The 19,203-nt window shown below is 60.8% G+C and carries 19 protein-coding genes; 8 read left to right on the forward strand and 11 right to left on the reverse strand.

Going from position 1 to position 19,203, the window contains the following annotated elements:
• Positions 1–6 precede the first annotated feature (6 nt).
• From MOV76_RS00475 to MOV76_RS00510, 8 genes are all read left to right on the forward strand, one after another.
• Positions 7–939 carry a sugar phosphate isomerase/epimerase gene (locus MOV76_RS00475; RefSeq protein WP_247263560.1) on the forward strand — a complete coding sequence of 311 codons (933 nt, stop codon included), beginning with the start codon at positions 7–9 and terminating at the stop codon, positions 937–939.
• 70 nt (positions 940–1,009) lie between these two features.
• Positions 1,010–1,945: a sugar-binding transcriptional regulator gene (locus MOV76_RS00480; protein WP_221948784.1), complete on the forward strand. Its 936-nt coding sequence runs from the start codon at positions 1,010–1,012 to the stop codon at positions 1,943–1,945.
• Positions 1,946–2,045: 100 nt separating this feature from the next.
• A complete protein-coding gene (locus tag MOV76_RS00485; RefSeq protein ID WP_018245670.1) occupies positions 2,046–2,822 on the forward strand; it encodes a DeoR/GlpR family DNA-binding transcription regulator in 777 nt (258 codons plus the stop codon).
• Entirely contained in the window at positions 2,819–3,589 is a 771-nt protein-coding gene (locus tag MOV76_RS00490; protein WP_247263561.1) for a triose-phosphate isomerase, read from the forward strand. The genes MOV76_RS00485 and MOV76_RS00490 overlap by 4 nt, the downstream gene beginning before the upstream one ends.
• Positions 3,590–3,600: 11 nt before the next feature.
• A complete protein-coding gene (locus MOV76_RS00495; RefSeq protein ID WP_003562478.1) occupies positions 3,601–4,056 on the forward strand; it encodes an RpiB/LacA/LacB family sugar-phosphate isomerase in 456 nt (151 codons plus the stop codon).
• Positions 4,057–4,335: 279 nt separating this feature from the next.
• On the forward strand, positions 4,336–5,394 hold the full coding sequence (gene ligD, locus MOV76_RS00500; protein ID WP_247263623.1) for a non-homologous end-joining DNA ligase: 1,059 nt from the start codon (positions 4,336–4,338) through the stop codon (positions 5,392–5,394).
• Positions 5,395–5,635: 241 nt separating this feature from the next.
• Positions 5,636–5,869 (forward strand): BrnA antitoxin family protein, encoded by a 234-nt coding sequence (locus tag MOV76_RS00505; RefSeq protein ID WP_018245667.1) that lies wholly within the window; start codon positions 5,636–5,638, stop codon positions 5,867–5,869.
• A gap of 225 nt (positions 5,870–6,094) precedes the next feature.
• Positions 6,095–6,490: a hypothetical protein gene (locus tag MOV76_RS00510; protein WP_247263562.1), complete on the forward strand. Its 396-nt coding sequence runs from the start codon at positions 6,095–6,097 to the stop codon at positions 6,488–6,490.
• A 73-nt stretch (positions 6,491–6,563) separates the two neighbouring features.
• On the opposite strand, the gene MOV76_RS00515 is transcribed toward MOV76_RS00510, so the two are convergent.
• The 11 genes from MOV76_RS00515 to MOV76_RS00565 form a co-directional block, all read right to left on the reverse strand.
• On the reverse strand, positions 6,564–7,463 hold the full coding sequence (locus MOV76_RS00515) for a carbohydrate ABC transporter permease (RefSeq protein ID WP_018444785.1): 900 nt from the start codon (positions 7,461–7,463) through the stop codon (positions 6,564–6,566).
• Positions 7,464–7,503: 40 nt separating this feature from the next.
• On the reverse strand, positions 7,504–8,436 hold the full coding sequence (locus MOV76_RS00520) for a carbohydrate ABC transporter permease (protein ID WP_003550789.1): 933 nt from the start codon (positions 8,434–8,436) through the stop codon (positions 7,504–7,506).
• Between the two features lie 84 nt (positions 8,437–8,520).
• The gene (locus MOV76_RS00525; RefSeq protein WP_018444783.1) at positions 8,521–9,825 is read right to left on the reverse strand and encodes an ABC transporter substrate-binding protein; all 1,305 of its coding nucleotides are present in this window, start codon (positions 9,823–9,825) and stop codon (positions 8,521–8,523) included.
• Positions 9,826–9,974: 149 nt separating this feature from the next.
• Positions 9,975–11,042: an ABC transporter ATP-binding protein gene (locus MOV76_RS00530; RefSeq protein ID WP_018444782.1), complete on the reverse strand. Its 1,068-nt coding sequence runs from the start codon at positions 11,040–11,042 to the stop codon at positions 9,975–9,977.
• Between the two features lie 167 nt (positions 11,043–11,209).
• Entirely contained in the window at positions 11,210–12,196 is a 987-nt protein-coding gene (gene denD, locus MOV76_RS00535; RefSeq protein ID WP_018444781.1) for a D-erythronate dehydrogenase, read from the reverse strand.
• 21 nt (positions 12,197–12,217) lie between these two features.
• Positions 12,218–12,946 carry a FadR/GntR family transcriptional regulator gene (locus MOV76_RS00540; RefSeq protein WP_026230424.1) on the reverse strand — a complete coding sequence of 243 codons (729 nt, stop codon included), beginning with the start codon at positions 12,944–12,946 and terminating at the stop codon, positions 12,218–12,220.
• An 82-nt stretch (positions 12,947–13,028) separates the two neighbouring features.
• On the reverse strand, positions 13,029–14,090 hold the full coding sequence (locus tag MOV76_RS00545) for an Ldh family oxidoreductase (protein WP_247263563.1): 1,062 nt from the start codon (positions 14,088–14,090) through the stop codon (positions 13,029–13,031).
• 77 nt (positions 14,091–14,167) lie between these two features.
• The gene (locus MOV76_RS00550) at positions 14,168–15,688 is read right to left on the reverse strand and encodes an ABC transporter substrate-binding protein (protein ID WP_247263564.1); all 1,521 of its coding nucleotides are present in this window, start codon (positions 15,686–15,688) and stop codon (positions 14,168–14,170) included.
• Between the two features lie 184 nt (positions 15,689–15,872).
• Positions 15,873–16,778, reverse strand: coding sequence for a 5-dehydro-4-deoxyglucarate dehydratase (locus tag MOV76_RS00555; protein WP_112906899.1), 906 nt, complete (start codon positions 16,776–16,778; stop codon positions 15,873–15,875).
• Between the two features lie 17 nt (positions 16,779–16,795).
• Positions 16,796–18,310: an aldehyde dehydrogenase (NADP(+)) gene (locus tag MOV76_RS00560; protein WP_247263565.1), complete on the reverse strand. Its 1,515-nt coding sequence runs from the start codon at positions 18,308–18,310 to the stop codon at positions 16,796–16,798.
• Positions 18,311–18,489: 179 nt separating this feature from the next.
• Positions 18,490–19,200, reverse strand: a complete 711-nt coding sequence (locus MOV76_RS00565; protein ID WP_247263566.1) for a ribonuclease activity regulator RraA — start codon at positions 19,198–19,200, stop codon at positions 18,490–18,492.
• Positions 19,201–19,203: the final 3 nt, after the last annotated feature.

The following is a 19,203-nucleotide window of genomic DNA, read 5'->3' on the forward strand; positions in this document are numbered from 1 at the left end:
GCCGCCATGCCGCTGACCCTTTCGCTCAATACCAATCCGCTGGTCAACCGCTTCGCCGACCCAGATGATCTCATCGACACGGTTGCGCATGATTTGCGGATCCGCGACCTCCAACTGACCCACGAATTCATCAATCCGAGCTGGCAGGCGCCCGTCATCCGCCGCCTGACGCGCACGATGAGCGCTGCCCTGAAGCGCACCGGCGTACGGGTCACCTCGGGCATGACAGGCCCCTATGGGCGCCTCAACCATTTCGGACATCCGGATGCCGATGTGCGCCGCTACTACGTCGACTGGTTCAAGACCTTTGCCGACATCACCGCCGATCTCGGCGGCCATTCGGTCGGCACGCAATTTGCGATCTTCACCTATAAGGACTTCGACGATCCGGCCAGACGCGAGGAACTGATCAAGATCGCCATCGAATGTTGGGCCGATGTCGCCGAGCATGCGCGCGCTGCAGGCCTCTCCTACATGTTCTGGGAGCCGATGAGCATCGGCCGCGAGTTCGGCGAGACGATCGCCGCCTGCCTGTCGCTGCAGGGGCGGCTGACATCCGCCGGAATGGCCATCCCGATGTGGATGATGGCGGATATCGATCATGGCGACATCACCTCCGCCGATCCCGATGACTACGACCCCTATGCCTGGGCACGCGCCGTCCCGCCGGTATCGCCGATCATCCACATCAAACAGAGCTTGATGGACAAGGGCGGGCACCGGCCCTTTACCGCCGAATTCAACGCCAAAGGCCGCATACAGCCGGCGCCTCTTCTCCAGGCGCTGGCCGACGGTGGGGCAAAGGACAATGAAATCTGCCTGGAACTCTCCTTCAAGGAACGCGAGCCGAACGATCGCCAGGTCATCCCGCAGATCGCCGAAAGTGTCGCCTTCTGGGCGCCGCATATCGACACCGGCGTCGCCGACTTGAACATCTGAGGCGGAGATCTTTAAAAGGCAGCACTGCGATACGGCGGAATCGCCGCATGACCTTCGAAAAGGAGCCGTGATGACGGACGCCGATGATACGCTTGCCGTGCGTGCTGCCTGGCTTCACTATGCCGGTGGCCTGACGCAGTCCGACGTTGCGCGCCGCCTCGGCGTGCCGTCGGTAAAGGCCCATCGCCTGATCGCCAGAGCGGTCGCCGATGGTGTCGTCAAGGTCACCATCGACGGGGATATCGTCGAATGCGTCGAGCTGGAGATGCGGCTTTCGGAACGCTTCGGGCTTCAATATTGCGAGGTCGCACCTGATCTCGGCGAGGAAGGCTTGCCGCTGCGCGCACTCGGCCATGCTGGCGCCGGCTATCTCAAGCGCGAGATCGAGCGCGGCGACAATACGGTGATCGGCCTTGGTCATGGCCGCACGCTTTCCGCCGCCGTCCAATATATGCCGCGGGTGAGCGCGAAGAACCTGCGTTTCGTCTCGTTGCTTGGCGGCCTGACACGAAACTACGGCGCCAATCCCTATGACGTGATGCATCGCATCGCCGAAAAGACCGGCGCCCATGCCTATGTCATGCCGGTTCCCTTTTTCGCCAATACCGGCGATGACCGTGAAGTGCTGAAGGCGCAGCGTGCCGTCAAGGAGGTCTTCGACCTTGCTAATAACGCCGACCTGAAGCTCGTCGGCCTGGGAACTGTCGATGCCGAGGCGCAGCTTGTTTTGTCCGGCATGGTTGAACCCGGTGAAATTGACGACATTGCCGCGGCAGGCGGCGTCGGCGAAATCCTCGGACATTTTTTCGACGCCGACGGCCATATCCTCGACACCGCGCTGACGGCGCGCACGCTCTCCGCGTCTTTTCCCAAGACCAAGAAAGAGCGGCTCGTGGCGCTGGCGGGCGGACAGTCGAAAGTGGCGGCGATCCGGGCAATTCTGAATAGCCGCCGCCTTTTCGGGCTGATCACCGACGAGCGAACCGCGCAGGCACTGCTGAAGTAGCGATGGAAAGACAACAATATTTGATCGCAAAATAACATAATAAATGTTGATTATCACGCATACTCCGTTATCTTCACATCAAACGAGGGTGGAGAGCGGGATGAGGCGGGAAGAGCGGCAGCAGTTGATCGTCAACCTGCTCGTCGAAAACAAGACCGTCGATCTCGACGACCTTGCCGATCGCTTCACCGTGTCAAAAATGACGATCCATCGCGATCTCGACGATCTCGAGCAGGCGGGCGTCCTGCGCAAGGTTCGCGGCGGCGCGACCATTGACGCCGGAACGCAGTTCGAAAGCGACTTCCGCATTCGCGAGCGCCAGGGCAACGAGGCAAAGCTGGCAATGGCTGAGACCGCGCTGGAACTGGTCGAGCCCGGGATGACGGTGATGGTAAACGACGGCTCGATGGCGGCCGTTCTCGGCGAAATGCTGCTGCAGAAGCGGCCGCTGACGTTGATCACCAACAATGCGGCGATCATGGAGCGGCTGAAAGGCGAAACCGGCATCACCCTGATCGCACTTGGCGGCATCTATTCGGCGAAATTCAACGCCTATCTCGGCGTCGTCACCGAGGAGGCACTGTCGCGGCTGAGGGCCGACATTGCCTTCATTTCAACGCCTGCCGTCAGTGGCAGGCTGGCCTATCACATGGACGACAACGTCGTGCGCGCCAAGCGGGCGATGATCGCGTCATCGACCAGGACCTGTCTTCTGGTCAATCATCAGCGCATCGGCCACACCGCCCTGCATGTCATGGCGGATCTGGCCGATTTCGACGCGATTATCACCGACAGCGCACCGGATGCTGCTGTCCTGGAGGAATTTGAGCAGGCGGGCATTACGCTCACCATTGCATCAACGCAGGATCCGACATGACCGAAAAGCCGCACTTCTGGATTGGCACCAGCTGGAAGATGAACAAGACGCTTGCTGAAGCCGAGCATTTCGCCCGCGGTCTAGAAGCTGCCGATGCCGCGCGCGACCCGCGTATCCAGCGCTTCGTCATTCCGCCCTTCACGGCGGTGCGCGAGGTCAAGGCGATGCTTGCCAAGACCTCGGTGAAGGTCGGCGCTCAGAACATGCATTGGGCCGACCAGGGCGCCTGGACCGGCGAAGTCTCGCCGGTGATGCTGAAGGACTGCAATCTCGATCTCGTCGAGCTCGGCCATTCCGAGCGGCGCGAACATTTTGGAGAGAACGACGCGACTGTGGGTCTGAAGACCGAAGCGGCCGTTCGCCACGGTCTCATCCCGCTGATCTGCATTGGCGAGACGCTTTCCGACCGCGAAAGCGGAAAGGCCGCCGACATCCTCGCGACCCAGGTGCGCGGCGCACTTTCGAAACTTTCGGGCGCCCAAAAGGCTGCCGAGATCCTGCTGGCCTACGAGCCGGTCTGGGCGATCGGCGAGAAGGGCATCCCGGCGAGCGCAGATTATGCGGATGCCCGCCAGTCTGAAATCATCGCCGTTGCCGAAACTGTGCTGGGCCGGAAGATCCCCTGCCTTTATGGCGGGTCGGTCAACCCGCAGAACTGCGAAGAACTGATCTCGAGCCCGCATATCGACGGGCTCTTCATCGGCCGTTCGGCCTGGAATGTCGAAGGATACCTCGACATTCTGGCCAAATGCGCCGCCAAACTCTGAGGAGAAAGACAATGAAGCTTGCCATTGCAGGAGACAGCGCCGGCGAAGGCCTCGCCAAGGTTCTCGCCGACCATCTGAAGGACCGTTTCGACGTGTACGAAGTCTCGCGCACGAGCGCCGGTGCCGATCCTTTCTACGCCAACCTCTCGGACCGTGTCGCCTCAGGCGTCATCGACGGCACCTACGACAAGGCGATCCTCGTTTGCGGCACCGGCATCGGCGTCTGCATTTCGGCCAACAAGGTTCCGGGAATCCGCGCCGCCCTGACGCACGACACCTATTCTGCCGAGCGTGCAGCACTTTCCAACAATGCACAGATCATCACCATGGGAGCCCGCGTCATCGGAACGGAGCTGGCAAAGTCGATCGCCGATGCGTTTCTTGCCCAGACCTTCGACGAGAACGGCCGCTCTGCCGGTAACGTCAAGGCCATGGATGATCTCGACGCGAAGTACAGCGCCCGTTGAAGAATGCTGAGGGTGATTGCCGGGCCGGAGCGCGTTCGATGTCACTGAGGCCTTACCGGGACGACCAACGCGACGATTGCTCGGCCAATCCAGATCCGGCAGCGATTTCGGGACTTGGAATACGGGAGGCATCGACGCGTTAAGTCCTTGAAATGAGATTCGTTTCGACTCGGAACAATCAGCCGCGTGATTTGGTTGAGTAGCGTTGTTGCCATCGACGCGAAGAAGAAGCAGATGAAAAAGCCGAGCAGGGCACCCGGGGAGGTGTTAGACCTGATCATGAAGCACCCGCGCCGCCCAATTCTGCCCTTGCTTGGCGAGTCACAGTCGAAGCTGCAGTCTCGTCCGATCCGCAAGCGCGATCCTGACCAGCCCAGTCTACCCTTCGATCCAATGCCGTTGCGCGTCGAGCCTTGCCTCGCGCTGCTGAAGCCGACCGTGCCTGTGGGGCCGGACTGGCTCTACGAGGTGAAGTGGGACGGCTACCGCTTGGCAATCCACATCGAGCCGAAGGGCGTGCGGGTCATCACCCGCGGCGGCCATGACTGGACCCACCGCTTCCCCACCATCGTCGCGGCAGCAAAAGAGCTTGGAGTAACCACTGCCATCCTCGATGGCGAAGCGGTTGTGCTCGATGATCATGGCCGGTCGGATTTTGGCGCCCTGCAGCGTTCACTCGGCGGACGGGGCGGCAAGCGGGTGTCGACCGAATCGATCCTCGTCGCCTTCGACCTTCTCTATCTCGACGGGCACGATCTCACTAGCACCGAGCTTGACGTACGCCGGCACCTGCTTGAAGATCTGATACCGGAAGGCGGCGATCAGGCGATCCGCATTTCCGAAGAGCTAGAACTGCCAGCCGTAGACCTTCTCGAGCACGCCTGCCATCGTCATCTGGAAGGCATCATCGCCAAGCATCGCGACCGCCCCTACCGTAGTGGCCGCACGGGCGACTGGCTGAAAATAAAATGCGTCCAGAGCGAGAGCTTCATGATCGTCGGCTATGAGCAGTCGGCCTCCGCCCGTGCTGGCATCGGCAGCCTGCTGCTGGCCGGCAGACAAGGCCTCGACTGGGTTTACGTTGGGTCGGTCGGGACAGGTTTCAGTGCCAGGGATGCTGAATATCTGAAAAAGACGCTCGACCGATTGAAGACGAGCCGGCCGGTCATTCCCCTGAAGGGCAAACGCCTCGTCTTCGTGCAGCCAACGCTGATCGCTGAAATCGAGTTTCGCGGCTGGACGGATGACGGCAATCTCCGCCACGCCTCCTACAAGGGGCTGCGCGAAGTTCAGGACAATGCCGCTGTTTTCGACATGAAAGGCATCTTGGGCCGTTGAGGACAAACGATTATCAGCTTTCCCCTTTGAGCGGGAATTCGACCCTAACCGCTGCCTATCATCGCCGACGGATCCGGTCGTCTCTGCGAAGTCGCCGACCGGTCTCTGCCGCCGGCACGCTGGCGATCGAGCCGGTCGGCTAAATCGCCGTTTCGTAAAACAAGATAAATAGTCGACGAAGCAGCCGACATCACGTATGCCGCTCATATGTCGCTCCGACAGGCAATAGAAAGTGACAACGATGACAAACCCGCCCCGCCGACCTGTCAATCCAATGGATGCCGCCGAAGCGTTGTTCAAACCCGCGAAGAAGAAGCTGGAACAAGCTGTCGAGCGGCCGGCGTTGCCGAATACCAAGGAGCTGGTTTCGCTCAAGATCGACAGCGATGTGCTGGCCTTTTTCCAGGAAAATGGCCCTGGCTGGCAGGATCGGATCAATGATGTATTGCGGGCCGCGATGAAGAACAGGGTCTGACCCTGTTGCACCCGAGCCGCGCCGCCGGCCGATGCATGGCCAGCTTCATCTATCCTAATGTATTGCTTTAAAGCAATTCGCCGCCGATCCTAGGCAACTGTTCGAGCCGCGGATAGGCACTCCGCATGCCAGGCATTAGAGCGCTCGCAAGATGATCGTGTTGATCGACAGGCTGGATTTCCTCGTCTTCTCGGCGCCCATCCATCGCTACGGCTGGTCGTTGTGATGCCGAATGGACTGCACCGGCTTCTCCGCAGCAGCGTTGTCCATGTTCTCTTCGCCTTTTTGGCAATGGGCAGCTGGGCGGTTTTGGCCAATCTTGGACACGCCATGCCATTGCCGCTCTATGCTGGCCTTGTGCAGGGTGCGATATCCGCCTGCCTGACGCTTTTCCTGAAATCTGTGATCGACTGGCTTTCAAAGCGCTTCGTCGGATCGGTACGATTTTGGGCGCCGCCTCTCATTGCTTGTCTCGGCTCAGCCAGCATTCTGGTGGCGATCCATGCGGCGACCGGTACACCGGAAATACTCAAGACCATCGCATTTCCGCTGCTCGTATCGACGAGCTACGCGGCAATTTACAATTATTCGATCTCGGCAAGACGAGGTTTCGATACATGATGGGAAGGCCCCTGATCCCATTTAAGCTGCGGACACGCCTATCATTGCTACCGGGCGTGCCCGCGCTAGGCTCTCACTCCTTCACCGCCCCGGTCATCGATGAGACGTAGTAGTCCACGAAGAACGAGTAAAGGATGACCACCGGGAGCGAGCCGAACAGCGCACCTGCCATCAGAGCTCCCCATTCGAAGACGTCGCCGCGCACCAATTCGGTCAGCACCCCGACCGGAATGGTTTTGTTTTCCGACGACTGGATGAAAGTCAGCGCATAGATGAATTCGTTCCAGGACAGCGTGAAGGCGAAGATGCCGGCTGAGATCAGCCCTGGCACCGCGAGCGGCAGGATGATCTTGGTGAGAATCTGCCATCTGTTGGCGCCATCCACCAGCGCGCTTTCCTCCAGCTCGAATGGGATAGACCGAAAATAGCCCATCAGCAGCCAGGTGCAGAAGGGAATGAGGAAGGTCGGGTAGGTGAAGATCAGCGCCAGCCGCGAGTCGTAGATCCCGAGCTTGAATACGATGAAGGCAAGCGGGATGAAGAGGATCGACGGCGGCACGAGGTAGGCAAGGAAGATCACCAGGCCGACTGAACGCGAGCCGGTGAAGCGGACACGCTCGATGGCATAGGCGCCGAAGACCGAGGCTACCAGCGAGAGAAAGGTGGAGCAGACCGCCACCAGCATCGTGTTCCACAGCCAGCCCGGATAGGACGTCTCGAAGAACAGATATTTGATATGATCGAGCGTTGGCCCGACCACCCAGAAGGGGCTGTAATTGCTATAGTCGGTCAGCTGCTCGTTCGGCTTCACTGCGGTGATCGCCATCCAGTAGAACGGGAAGAGCAGCACGAAGACGAAGACGGCCATCGGCAGGTAGAGCATCACGATCCGCCGCGGCAGCCGGTTCAGATAGCTCATGCCTTCGGCATTGTCGGTCACGACCTGATCGGCGGCGTTTGAATTTATCGACATCATCACTCTCCCTAACCCCAATTTGGCCCTAGCCGTGGCCCTAATCCTGGCCGCCCTGCTGCCATTTGCGCCGTTGCAGGCCGAAGAAGCTGAACATGATTGCGCCGAGCAGGAAGGGCACCATGGCGACGGCGATGGCCGCACCCTCGCCGAGTTGACCGCCCGGAATGCCGCGCTGGAACGAGAGCGTCGCCATCAGATGCGTCGCGTTGACGGGTCCCCCCTTGGTCAGCACGTAGATCAGCTGGAAATCCGTAAAGGTGAAGAGCACCGAGAAGGTCATCACGACGGCGATGATCGGCGTCAGCATCGGCAGCGTTACATAGCGAAAACGCTGCCAGCTCGTGGCGCCGTCGAGCGAAGCAGCCTCCTGCAGCGACGCCGGTATCGTCTGCAGGCCCGCAAGCAGCGAGATCGCCACGAACGGAATGCCGCGCCATACATTGGCGACGATGACGGATATGCGCGCATTGATCGGATCGCCAAGGAAGTTGATCGGTCCGCTGATCAGCCCCAGCTGCATCAGCGACCAGGAGATGATCGAAAATTGGGAATCATAGATCCACCAGAAGGCCAGCGCCGAAAGCACCGTCGGCACGACCCAGGGAAGCAGCACGATTGCCCGAAAGAAGGATTTGAACGGCAGGTGCTGGTTGAGCAGCATCGCCAGCCAAAGGCCGAGCGCGAATTTCAGCACCGAGGCGACGGAGGTATAGAGAATGGTGTTGAAGACCGATAGCCAGAAGACGCTGTCGTCCATCAGGAACTGGTAGTTCTCCAGCCCGATGAAGATGCCGTCGCGGCCGATCCTTGTATCGGTGAAGCCGAGCCAGACGCCGAGCCCCAGCGGATAGGTGAGAAAGCAGACGAGGAACACGGCCGCCGGCAGCATGAACAGGAAGCCGAGCACATTGTTGTTCTGCAGGAGCGAAGAGATCGGCCCACGCCTGTCCTCCGAATTCACCATCGACATTGCCTATCTCCCAGATTGCGTTTGAACTCGCAGAGGACTTGCGGCATGCCGAGGGCCGGCACACCGCTTGCTTTGAGGCGTGGCTCAGACGCGATAGTAGCGGTTTGCCCGGCGTTCAGCTTCCTTCATCGCATCTTCGGGCGACATCTGGCCGGTGACGGCCGCCGCGTACATGTCGACCAGAACGTAGTCGGCCATGGTCGCTGCCGAGGCATAACCGAGTGGGCCGGCATAGCCGTTCGGACGCAACTTTTCCGAGGCACGCGCATAAGGCGCGTGGATCGGGTCGGATGTCCAGATCGGGTTCTTGGCGAAAGCTTTGAGCGGCTGGCAGCAATAGGCGCTGGAGCCCTGGATCCAGGCATTCATTTGGTCGGCTTCCATCATGAACTTGATGTAGGCCTTCGCGGCTTCCGGATATTTGGTGTGCTTGAAGAGAAGCAGCGAGCTCGTCTGGCAAAGCTCGACGCTCTTGCCGACAGGACCGATCGGGAAGTTCGTCGTGCGGATGTCCTTGGCGATCTCGGCGAGCTTCGGGTCGTTCTTGGCGGTGTAATAGACCGAGACGCCGTTGGCGATCAGCGAGACCTGGCCAGCGAGGAAGGCGCGGTTGTTGTTGACGTCCTGCCAGCTTTCCGTGCCCGGAATGAAGGTCGCGTAGAGCTCCTTGGCATAGTTGATTGATGCCAGCGTTTCCGGGCTGTTGATCGTCACCTTCCCGCCTTCGTCGACCATCATGCCGTTGTGGCTCCACAGCAGCCAATGGGCGTAGTTGTTGCCGTCGCCGACGGCCTTGCCGTGCGGGAAGCCGGCCGGCGTGCCCTTGGCTTTCATCGCCTTGCAAAGCTCGAGGAAGCCTGCGGTGTCTTTCGGGAACTCGCTGAAACCGGCCGCCTTGACGTGAGTGTCGCGATAGACCACAGCATTGCCGATTGCGGTCAGCGGCATGGCGATGAAGGTGTCGCCGCGCGCGGCATAGCCCTTCACACCGTCATACCAGCCGCCATACTTGTTGCCGAGATAGTTGGCGAGCTCGGTCAAGTCGACCAGCTTGTCGGGATATTGGTGGGCGTCATCGAACCAGCACATGATGAGGTCCGGGCCGGAGCCGACATTGGCCGCAACGGCCGCCTTCGGGCGGATATCTTCCCAGCTTTCCTTGTCGATGCGTACCTCGACGCCGGTCGCTTCGGTGAATTTCTTGGTGTTGGCAAGCCAGGCCTCCTCGTCGCCCTTGACGAAGGGTGTCCAGCGCAGCAGGCGAAGGCTGGCGCCGCTTTCTGGCGTATAGGTCGGTTCGGCCTGCGCTAGGGATGGCCGAATGCCAAGGCCGGCGGCGCCGGCGACGGCAGCCGAGGCGGCAAGAAAGTCACGTCTCTTAATCCTCATGATATTCCTCCTCTTCAAACAGCGGGGGCGAACTCTCCGCCATTCACCTCCCGCTTGGTGAACGACGGTCCTTGCATCCCTGAACCAGGGTGCAGCCGACCTGCGGGTGACGAGGGGCTCCTCCGCCCCCGCGCAGCCGCCGGACGGCGTCAGTCGGTCAATCTCCGGCCGCTCTCGGCATCGAAAAGATGAACATGCGCGGCGTCGATCGCAACGCGCAGGGTCTCGCCTGGCCGCGCGTTGACGCGTTCGCGGAAGACACAGCTGAGATCGCTGCCGCCGAGCCTGAGGATGAGATGCGTCTCATAGCCGGTCGGCTCGATCACCACGATTTCACCGGGCAGGCCATTGGCATCGAGCAGGATGTATTCCGGGCGAAGCCCGTAGACGAGGTCGCGGCCCATGGCGTCGGCCGGCGGATTGGAAACTGGGAGCGCCGTGCCGTCAGGCGCCTTGAAACTTGTCGGGTTTTCGGGGTCGAGCCTGCCCTTGATCATGTTCATCGCCGGTGAGCCGATGAAACCGCCAACGAAGAGATTGGCGGGTTTGTCGTAGAGTTCGAGCGGCGTGCCGATCTGCTCGACGACGCCGTCATGCATGACGACGATCTTGTCGGCCATGGTCATGGCCTCGATCTGGTCGTGGGTGACGTAGACCGTCGTCGTTTTCAGCCGCTGGTGCAGTTCCTTGATCTCGGCGCGCATGGCGACGCGCAGCTTCGCATCGAGGTTGGATAGCGGTTCGTCGAACAGGAAGACTTCCGGATCACGCACGATCGCCCGCCCCATGGCGACACGCTGGCGCTGGCCGCCGGAAAGCTGGCGCGGATAACGGTCGAGCAATTTGTCGAGACCGAGGATGCCGGCCGCATATTTCACCCGCTTTTCGGCTTCCGCCTTCGGCGCCTTGTTCAGCATCAGCGAGAAGCCCATATTCTGCTGCACCGTCATATGCGGATAGAGCGCATAGTTCTGGAACACCATGGCGATGTCGCGGTCCTTGGGCGGCAGCGTGTTGACGACACGCCCGCCGATCTTGATCTCACCGCCGGAAATGTTTTCAAGTCCCGCCAGCATCCGCAGAAGAGTGGATTTGCCACAACCCGACGGGCCGACCAGGATCACGAACTCCCCGTCGGCAATGTCGATATCCACGCCTTTGATGACCGGAAATGCCCCGAATGATTTCCGCACATCCGCGAATTGAACGCCTGCCATACTCACTCCTCCCAGAAATCGAGCGCTACATGCTATGTATTCGTATTTTCGTATATCTTGGCCGCGGCCGTCATCTCCTCTAGGCCCTCGGCCGCTTCAATCCCGCATCTGTGGGCCTGCCCGGTCGGGATTTTCCTCCCATGCAACGGCGTTAGCCCAGTTTGATCTCATCCGGACGCACCCGGAGCGTCTTCGTCGAGGTAGACCTCAATCAACTCGTCGACGGTGGTTTCGGCGACGAAACCCAGTTGCGTCGCGCGTTCCGGCGCAAAGGACTTCGGCCATCCGTCGACGATCTTTTCAATGACCTCGTCGCGGCGACGATCAATCAAGTCCGCCGCCTGGGGACCAGCAGCGCGGCTCAAGGCGGCAATCTGGTCGGCAACGGTGGCGGCAACGCCCGGCATGGTGAGCGTGCGCCGAACACCCAGCGCCGATGTGTCGAGGGTCGCAGCATGGATCAGGAATTTGACGGCAGAACGCGGGCTCGCCAGCCAGTGTTTGACGGTCTCTTCGACCGGAAGAACAGCCCGCTGGCCCGCGAGCGGTTCACGAAGGATTCCAGAAAAGAAGCCCGATGCGGCAGCATTCGGTGCGCCAGGCCGGATGACGATGGTCGGCAACCGAATTCCGACGCCGTCAATGAAGCCGCGCCGCGAATAGTCGGCAAGCAGAAGCTCGGATATCGCCTTCTGGACTCCGTAGCTGGTGAGAGGTGCGAGCACGTAATCGTCGGGAATGGGATCGGGAAACGGCGAGCCATAGACCGCGATCGATGAGGAGAAAACGAACCGGGGAACATAGGCTTGGCGGGTTCCTTCCCGACGGATCGCTTCCAACAGCGCTCGCGTGCCATCGAGATTGACCCGATAGCCGAGGTCGAAATTGCGCTCGGCTTCGCCGGAAACGATGGCGGCGAGATGGAAGATCACATCGGCCCGGCGAGCCGCGAGGGCTTCCGCCGCACCGCTTTCGGAAATGTCGGCAGCCAGTGCTTCCACCGACCCGGAGACGCTGGCGGGTACCGGCGGCGCCGTGACATCGACGAGCGTCATGCGCGTGATCGCATGGCCGCCGAGCGAGCCGCTGCGCCCCAGTGTGGCAGCAAGCTTCCGGCCGATCATTCCTCCCGCCCCGATAATGAGAATATGCATCGTGTTTCGCCTCCCTGCGAGCTACGAAAAGAGCAGCTTGGTCGTCGTATAAATACGGGTTTCGTGGACCGCGAAGGCAGCGGCTGCGGCATCCGGATCCCGCGTCTCCAAGCCGGAGAGGATCATCCGGTGATCGGCGATGCTGGTGGCGATACTGCCAGGCTGCGATACAACGCGCCTTCGGTGGCTCAGAAGATAGGAATAGAGGTCGGCGGCCATATCAGCCAGCACCGCGTTGCCGCTGGAGCGGTAGATAGCGGTGTGAAATTCCCGGTCACATATCAAAAAACGAACAGGATCGTCACAGGCGGCTTCCTGTGCTGCGATCGACTTGTGGAGATAATCAAGGGTTGAAGGCTCCATCTTGAGCGTGGCAGCCCTGACGACCTGTGCTTCGATAAGAAGCCGCGCCTCATGAACATTGTCGAGACTGTAGGCCGCGATGTCGCGATACCGCGCAGCCTGGACAGCCAGTTCGCCGACGTCTTCTGATGCCACCACCGTGCGCGTTCCGTGCACAACCGAGAGAATGCCGTGGGTGGAAAGGATAAGGATCGCGCCACGGACGGTCTCGCGGCTGACCGAGAGTGCGGAGGCGAGTTCACGTTCGCTGGGCAGCGGATCGCCCACTTTAAGGATGCCGGTGGCAATGAAGGTCGCAATCTTCTGGACGACGAAGTCTTTCATCGACTTCTTCGGCGCTCCACCGAGCGCTGCAACGTCGTCTTCGAGCATTGCTCGAACATCCATTGCCTTTGCCCTCCCCCGCGCTCAGGTCTACTGGTCCGGTTAGTGGACCAGTAGACCTGAGCTGACCAGGGTTGTCAACGCTTCATGGGCATGCGGCAACGGCGGGAATAGGCAAGCCGAGAATTTCGGCATGTTTACAAAGCTTCTGCCAAGGTGCATCGCCGACCGGCACGCCCTCTTCCAAGGCCGCGCGGCGCCTTCGCGCTGCGCTGTCACCCGGCATGCGAACGGGGCCATTGTTCCAGGGCGCGGGAGGATTGCTGCGGCATGCAGAGGCGAGAAAATCAGACTGCGCCGTAAAGGCATCCAGCCCGGCGAAAAAGGCGGGGTCAATGACCTGAAGGAAGGCGCTTTGCGAAAAGACACCGGCCGGCGCGTTCGCCCGTCCCTTGCCGGAAAGCCCCTGCCCCAGCAATTCGACGATCAGCCCGAGCCCAAAGCCCTTGTGGCCCTTCAACTGACCGCCGAGAGGCATCATCGTCCCACCACGTTCGGTCACCTCGCGCGGATCATCGGTCGGCTCGCCTGCGGCGGTGAAGGCCCAGGCCTCCGGAAATTTCTTGCCGGCCTTGGCCAGGTTTTGCGTCATGGTCGTGGTGGTGATCGAGGCCGAGACGTCGATCAGGATCGGATCCGCAGATGTCGGGAAACCGGCAGCCATCGGGTTGGGCGTCAGGAGCGGCTTTGTGCCGCCAAAGGGCGCAACGCGGCTTGCAGCGGGATGCGACACCGACAGCTGCACGATGAGGCCCCGCTCGGTCGCCTGCCGCATGAAGGCTGAAAGAGCGCAGGTATGGTGGCAGTTGCGGATCGCGGCGGTGACGACGCCATGGTCGCCGACGCGTTCGCAGGCCTGGTCGATCGCTTTGGTCAGCAGCCATGCGCCAGGCAAGGATTTGCCGTCCCAAACAAAGGCCGCGCCGCGGTCATTGACCACCTCATAGCTGCCGGACTTCGCCAGCGAACCGTCTTCCAACGCCTCGACATACCAGTTCAGAAGGCTGACACCATGCGTTTCGTGGCCGATCATGTCGCCTTCCACCAGGACGGCGGCAGTCGTTTCGGCCTTGTCGGGCTCCATGCCCGCACGGGTCAATATCTGCTCGGCGAATTGGGTTAGGGCAATGCGGTCAATCAGGGGCATAGCTATCCCTCCGTCAGGTCATGGAAAGCACGGGCCGCTATTTGCGGACGACCCGTGCCTAAATTCTGCGAACCGGCTTACTTGAAGCGGATCTGCGAGAGCTGCAGTTCGGAATTCGTCGCGATCGTCGGCTTGAAGTCGAGACGCGGCGAGACGCGGGTGAACCCCACCATGTGAAACATCGGGATGTCCGCGATGATCTCGGTGTTCACCTTGGCGAACAGCTCCTTCCAGAGCTTTGTGCGTTCGTCGCCGTTGGCAGACGTCGCCTTGGCGATCAGCGCGTCAACAGCGGGATCCCGGACCATGGAGTGGGAGCCGTCGGTCGCGTATTTCACGAATGCGGTGAAGACGGGATCGCCGGTCGCATTATCGTGCTGCGACTGGGTCAGCGTCGGACCGGAATCGGCCACAAAGGGTGCAACGAAGTAACCGTTCCACACGGAAACGTCATACATGTCGAGCTTCACGTTCAAGCCGACTTCCTGAAGCATTGCCATCATCGCTTCCATCGCTTCGGTGGCGTTTGGATATTGCCCGTTGCGACCGATGATGCGGATCTCACGATCGATCGGGACGCCATCAGCTTTCGCCGCTTCGACCAGTGCTTTTGCTTTTTCGGGATCATAGGGCCAGGCGGGAATATCGGCATTGTAGCCGATCGTTGTGGGTACGACGAGCTGCGTCGCGATCTTCGCCTGTTCGGGAAACAGCGTTCCGAGCATCGCCTGCCGATCGATGGCGAGGTTCATCGCTTCGCGGATGCGCCGATCGTTAAGGGGTGCTGCGCGCGTATCGATGCGCAGCGATGTCGTTTCGGAATTCGGATAGGCGAAATCGGTTTCCTTGTTGGTGGCATCCTGTACGGATACGGCCGGAACGATATCGGCTTCGCCGGCATCGACCATGGCCGCAGCAACGGCGCTGTCGGAGCGGAACAGGTAGGTCGCCTGTTCAACCTGCGGCTTCTCGCCCCAATATTCCGGATTGCGCTTCAGCACGATCGACTGGCCGATATCCCATTTGTCGAAGGTATAGGGTCCGGTGCCAATCGGCTTGCGGGTGAATTCGTCGGCTGGTGTCGCCTCGGCCGATTCCACAGCCATCACCGTCATCAGAAGCGGAAGAATCGGCTGCGCCGGCTTTGTCGTAATCCGGATGGTGTTGGCATCCGGCGTTTCGAAGCTGAACTCCGTGCCGCCGAAATATTTGCCGCCGGTCTCACAGCTGAGCTTCTTGTTCTTGTTGCGCTCGATGGTGAACTGGACATCTTTGGCGGTGAACGGCTTGCCATCGTGCCATTTGACATTCGGGCGCAGCTTGAACTCCCAGGTGTCGTCGTCGATCTTCGACCATTCCGTCGCCAGGCGGGGTTTGAGGCCGCCATTGACGTAGTCGAATTCCACCAGCATCTCGTTGACGTTTTCAGAAATGACCCGGCCGACGTCCTGGCGCGCTGCCATGCAGGGCTCGACGACATCGACGGTTTCGGCAAGCACAACAGTGACCTTGCTCTTGGCATCCTCAGCGTGAGCCGAGCCGGCGCTCAGCGCGAGCACCGTTGTTGAAAAGCAGGCAGCTAACAAATGCAATTTCATATCGTTCTCCTCCCATGCGCCTTTGGCGCTCCTCACAGTGAACTGCGTCCCGTGTCCGGTGCCCCGGCATCTATCTCCTCATAGTTCTGCAAAGCACAAGTGCACTAATATACTAGTTGACGACAGCCTTCAACCCTGACGCTCCGAAGCGCGGAGCCTTCAACCGTGGCTGGGATGCGAAATTTTACCTTGCCGAAGCAATCAGTTCGCGCATCATCTCGACTTCCTCATCGGTAAGATCCGTCAGCGGCGCCCGTACCGGTCCGGCCTCGAAGCCGCGCAAACGCACACCTGCCTTGACGGCGGAAACTGCATAACCGGCCTTGCGATCGCGGATACGGGCAAAGGGATAATAGAAATCGCGCAGCATCTGTTCACAAACAGCGTCGTCACCGGCAAGGAATGCCTTGTGAAATTTCAGTGCCGTTTCAGGCACGAAATTGAAGACCGCCGAGGAATAGGTCGGCATTCCGGCTCCGCGATAGGCCTGGGCAAACAGTTCATGTGTCGGCATGCCGCCAATATAGGAAAGCCGGTCCCCGAGCGCGATCGTGACACGGCGCACCGTATCGATGTCGCCGGTACCGTCCTTGAAGCCGATCAGATTTGGGCATTCGTCGGCAAGCTGAGCGAGCTGCTCGGCCGAAACCCGCGCCTGCCCACGATTATAAACGATAACGCCCATATTGGTGGCCTTGCAAACGGCCCGTACACGCGCGGCAATGCCATCTGCCGGCGCCTCGGTAAGGTAATGCGGCAGCAGAAGAATGCCGTCGCCACCTGCCGCCTCGATCTCGCGAGCCATGTCGCAGGCAATGCGCGTGCCGTAGCCGCATCCGGCAATAACAGGCGCATCGCCGGACACGGCGCGGGCGGCCTTTACCACTTCGACCACCTCGCCTGGCGTCAGCGAGAACAGCTCACCGGTGCCGCCGGCTACGATCAGGCCGGCAACGGGGTAGGATGACAACCATTCCAGATGCGCTGAAAACGGCCTGGGGGCAAACCGGTCCTCGGCATCGAAAGGGGTGACGGGAAAGGACAGCAGGCCGTTGCGAATAATCTCGCGAAGTTCCGTCGGGGCGATCAATTTTATACTCCTCGGTTTCAGTTGCGCAGGTCTTGCGGCAATAGGTCGGCGGGGAAATTCTGATAGGCGACGGGGCGCAAAAACCTGCGGATCGACATGGTCCCGACGCTGGTCGCGCCGAAGTTGGTCGAGGCCGGATAGGGTCCGCCATGCACCATGGAATCGACAACCTCGACGCCGGTTGGGAAGCCATTGACCAGCAATCTGCCCGCCTTTCTTTCAAGGATCGGCAGCAGGTCGCGGGCAAGGTCAAGATCGGCGTCGTCCATGTGGATCGTCGCGGTCAGCTGTCCCTGAAAGCTTTCGGCAAGGGCGACCATCTCTTCAGGCGAGCCGACGCGCACGACAAGGCCGAGAGGGCCGAACACCTCTTCGCTGAGCGAGTGATCGGCAAGCCAGGCCGAGCCGTTGGTCTCGAACAGGTTCGGCGCTGCGTCGCGGCCGGCATTCTCTGCGGTGAGAACCGGCGCGACCGCATTGCTTGCCCGCATCCGGTCGACACCTTCGTGATAGGCGGTGGCGATGCCTTTGGTCAGCATCGTCTGCGGTGCCACCTTTTCAAGAGCCGACTTGGCAGCACGGGTGAACTTGTCCGCCTCCGGCCCGTCGACGACGACGGCGATACCAGGGTTGGTGCAGAACTGGCCGGCACCAAGCGTCAGTGAACCGGCCCAGCCGGAACCGATTGCCTCCGCCCGGGCAGCGGTAGCGGCCGGTAGCAGGAACATCGGATTAACGCTGCCGAGTTCCCCGAAAAAGGGGATCGGCTCAGGGCGCTGGGCGCAAAGGTCGAAGAGCGCACGACCGCCGGCGAGCGAGCCGGTAAAGCCAACGGCTTTGATGGCCGGATGCGTCACCAGAGCCGTTCCGACATCACGGCGGCCCCCCTGGATCAGGCTGAAGACGCCGGCCGCCATTCCAGTGCGCTCGATAGCAGCTGCAATCGCTTCGGCAATGATCTCACCTGTGCCGGGATGGGCTGAATGTCCCTTCACCACGACCGGGCAGCCCGCCGCAAGCGCGGCCGCCGTATCACCGCCGGCCGTCGAGAATGCAAGCGGAAAATTCGAGGCGCCGAATACGGCGACCGGCCCGATCGGCCGCTGTACCAGACGGATCTCGGGCCGCGGCGCCGGTTGCCGATCTTGGGCCGCATCGACGCGGGCGTCAAGATGCGCGCCCCCGCGGATATGGTCGGCAAACAGTCTGAGTTGGCCGGTGGTGCGAGCGCGTTCGCCGTTGAGCCGGCCCTCTGGAAGCCCGGTTTCCTGCGTTCCGATGAGGGTGACGGCCTCGCCGCGCTTGTCGATCTCCTCGGCGATTGCCTCAAGGAAGATGGCGCGTTCCTCGCGTGTCGTTGCCGAAAATGCTGCAAAAGCAGCTTCGGCAGCGCGGCAGGCGCGGTCGACCAGTTCCGTTGTGCCAACAGCAAAGTCATGTGCCTGCCCATGCGCCGGCTCGGAGCGAAATGTCGTCGTTCCGGCGATCCACTCGCCGGCGATGAAATGCCTGCCTGAAGGGGTCCAGCTCATTGTTATTCTCCTCGGCGGAGCCTCGCTCCGTCCTGATGCGTGAAGTGTTGTTCAAGATGCGCCGCCTTAGAACTGGATGATTTTAGGCCAAGTCGGCCTAAAACGTGAATCCTGTTCTAAATTAAAGAGTTAGAGCATGATGTCGTCCGAAAACCGCTCACACTTTTCGGCATCATGCTCTAGCGGCCATTCACCTTCCGCCATCCGGCAAAGAGCGTCAGATTGCTTTCGTCGGTGGCCGGGTAGAGACCAATGATCGTGTGGCCTTGCTTGACGCGCTCGGTGACGAAATCCTCGTAAGCGGTCATCTCGACCGCTTCATCGGCGATCTCGTCGGCGATCTCGGCAGGGATGACGATCACGCTGTCGTCGTCGCCAACCATGATGTCGCCCGGGAAGACCGCAACATCCCCACAGCCTATCGGCACATTGATGTCGATTGCCTCGTGGAGCGTGAGGTTCGTCGGGCTGGAGGGACGATTGTGATAGGCGGGAATATCAAGGCCGCCGATCGTCATGGCGTCCCGGAAGCCGCCATCGGTGACGACGCCGGCCCCGCCGCGCATCATCAGGCGGGTAATCAGTATGTCGCCGGCAGAGGCTGCGCGCGGATCCTTGCGGCTGTCCATCACCAGAACAGAGCCTTCCGGGCAAGTCTCGATGGCAAGCCGTTGCGGATGTTTCGGGTTCCGAAAGACGTTCATCGCGTTGCGGTCCTCGCGCGCCGGCATGTAACGCAGCGTGAAGGCCGGTCCCACCATATTGCGGCCCTTCGGCTGCACCGGCCGAACATCCTGGACCGTCTGGTTTCTCAAGCCGCGCTTGAACAGTGCCGAACAGAGCGTCGCGACGGAGACGCCCATCAGCTTTTCACGGGTTGCGGGGTTCATATT

The organism is Rhizobium sp. PRIMUS64 (assembly GCF_023006465.1).
In the GTDB taxonomy this organism is placed as follows: domain Bacteria; phylum Pseudomonadota; class Alphaproteobacteria; order Rhizobiales; family Rhizobiaceae; genus Rhizobium; species Rhizobium leguminosarum.

Coding starts and splice junctions, on each gene's coding strand:
- MOV76_RS00490 (WP_247263561.1), top strand. CDS start 2,819: ATGACCGAAAAGCCGCACTTCTGGATTGGCACCAGCTGGAAGATGAAC.
- MOV76_RS00515 (WP_018444785.1), bottom strand. CDS start 7,463: ATGTCGATAAATTCAAACGCCGCCGATCAGGTCGTGACCGACAATGCC.
- MOV76_RS00540 (WP_026230424.1), bottom strand. CDS start 12,946: ATGGATGTTCGAGCAATGCTCGAAGACGACGTTGCAGCGCTCGGTGGA.
- MOV76_RS00510 (WP_247263562.1), top strand. CDS start 6,095: ATGCCGAATGGACTGCACCGGCTTCTCCGCAGCAGCGTTGTCCATGTT.
- MOV76_RS00545 (WP_247263563.1), bottom strand. CDS start 14,090: ATGCCCCTGATTGACCGCATTGCCCTAACCCAATTCGCCGAGCAGATA.
- MOV76_RS00550 (WP_247263564.1), bottom strand. CDS start 15,688: ATGAAATTGCATTTGTTAGCTGCCTGCTTTTCAACAACGGTGCTCGCG.
- MOV76_RS00505 (WP_018245667.1), top strand. CDS start 5,636: ATGACAAACCCGCCCCGCCGACCTGTCAATCCAATGGATGCCGCCGAA.
- MOV76_RS00565 (WP_247263566.1), bottom strand. CDS start 19,200: ATGAACCCCGCAACCCGTGAAAAGCTGATGGGCGTCTCCGTCGCGACG.
- MOV76_RS00475 (WP_247263560.1), top strand. CDS start 7: ATGCCGCTGACCCTTTCGCTCAATACCAATCCGCTGGTCAACCGCTTC.
- MOV76_RS00520 (WP_003550789.1), bottom strand. CDS start 8,436: ATGTCGATGGTGAATTCGGAGGACAGGCGTGGGCCGATCTCTTCGCTC.
- MOV76_RS00495 (WP_003562478.1), top strand. CDS start 3,601: ATGAAGCTTGCCATTGCAGGAGACAGCGCCGGCGAAGGCCTCGCCAAG.
- ligD (WP_247263623.1), top strand. CDS start 4,336: ATGAAGCACCCGCGCCGCCCAATTCTGCCCTTGCTTGGCGAGTCACAG.
- MOV76_RS00525 (WP_018444783.1), bottom strand. CDS start 9,825: ATGAGGATTAAGAGACGTGACTTTCTTGCCGCCTCGGCTGCCGTCGCC.
- MOV76_RS00480 (WP_221948784.1), top strand. CDS start 1,010: ATGACGGACGCCGATGATACGCTTGCCGTGCGTGCTGCCTGGCTTCAC.
- MOV76_RS00560 (WP_247263565.1), bottom strand. CDS start 18,310: ATGAGCTGGACCCCTTCAGGCAGGCATTTCATCGCCGGCGAGTGGATC.
- MOV76_RS00530 (WP_018444782.1), bottom strand. CDS start 11,042: ATGGCAGGCGTTCAATTCGCGGATGTGCGGAAATCATTCGGGGCATTT.
- denD (WP_018444781.1), bottom strand. CDS start 12,196: ATGCATATTCTCATTATCGGGGCGGGAGGAATGATCGGCCGGAAGCTT.
- MOV76_RS00485 (WP_018245670.1), top strand. CDS start 2,046: ATGAGGCGGGAAGAGCGGCAGCAGTTGATCGTCAACCTGCTCGTCGAA.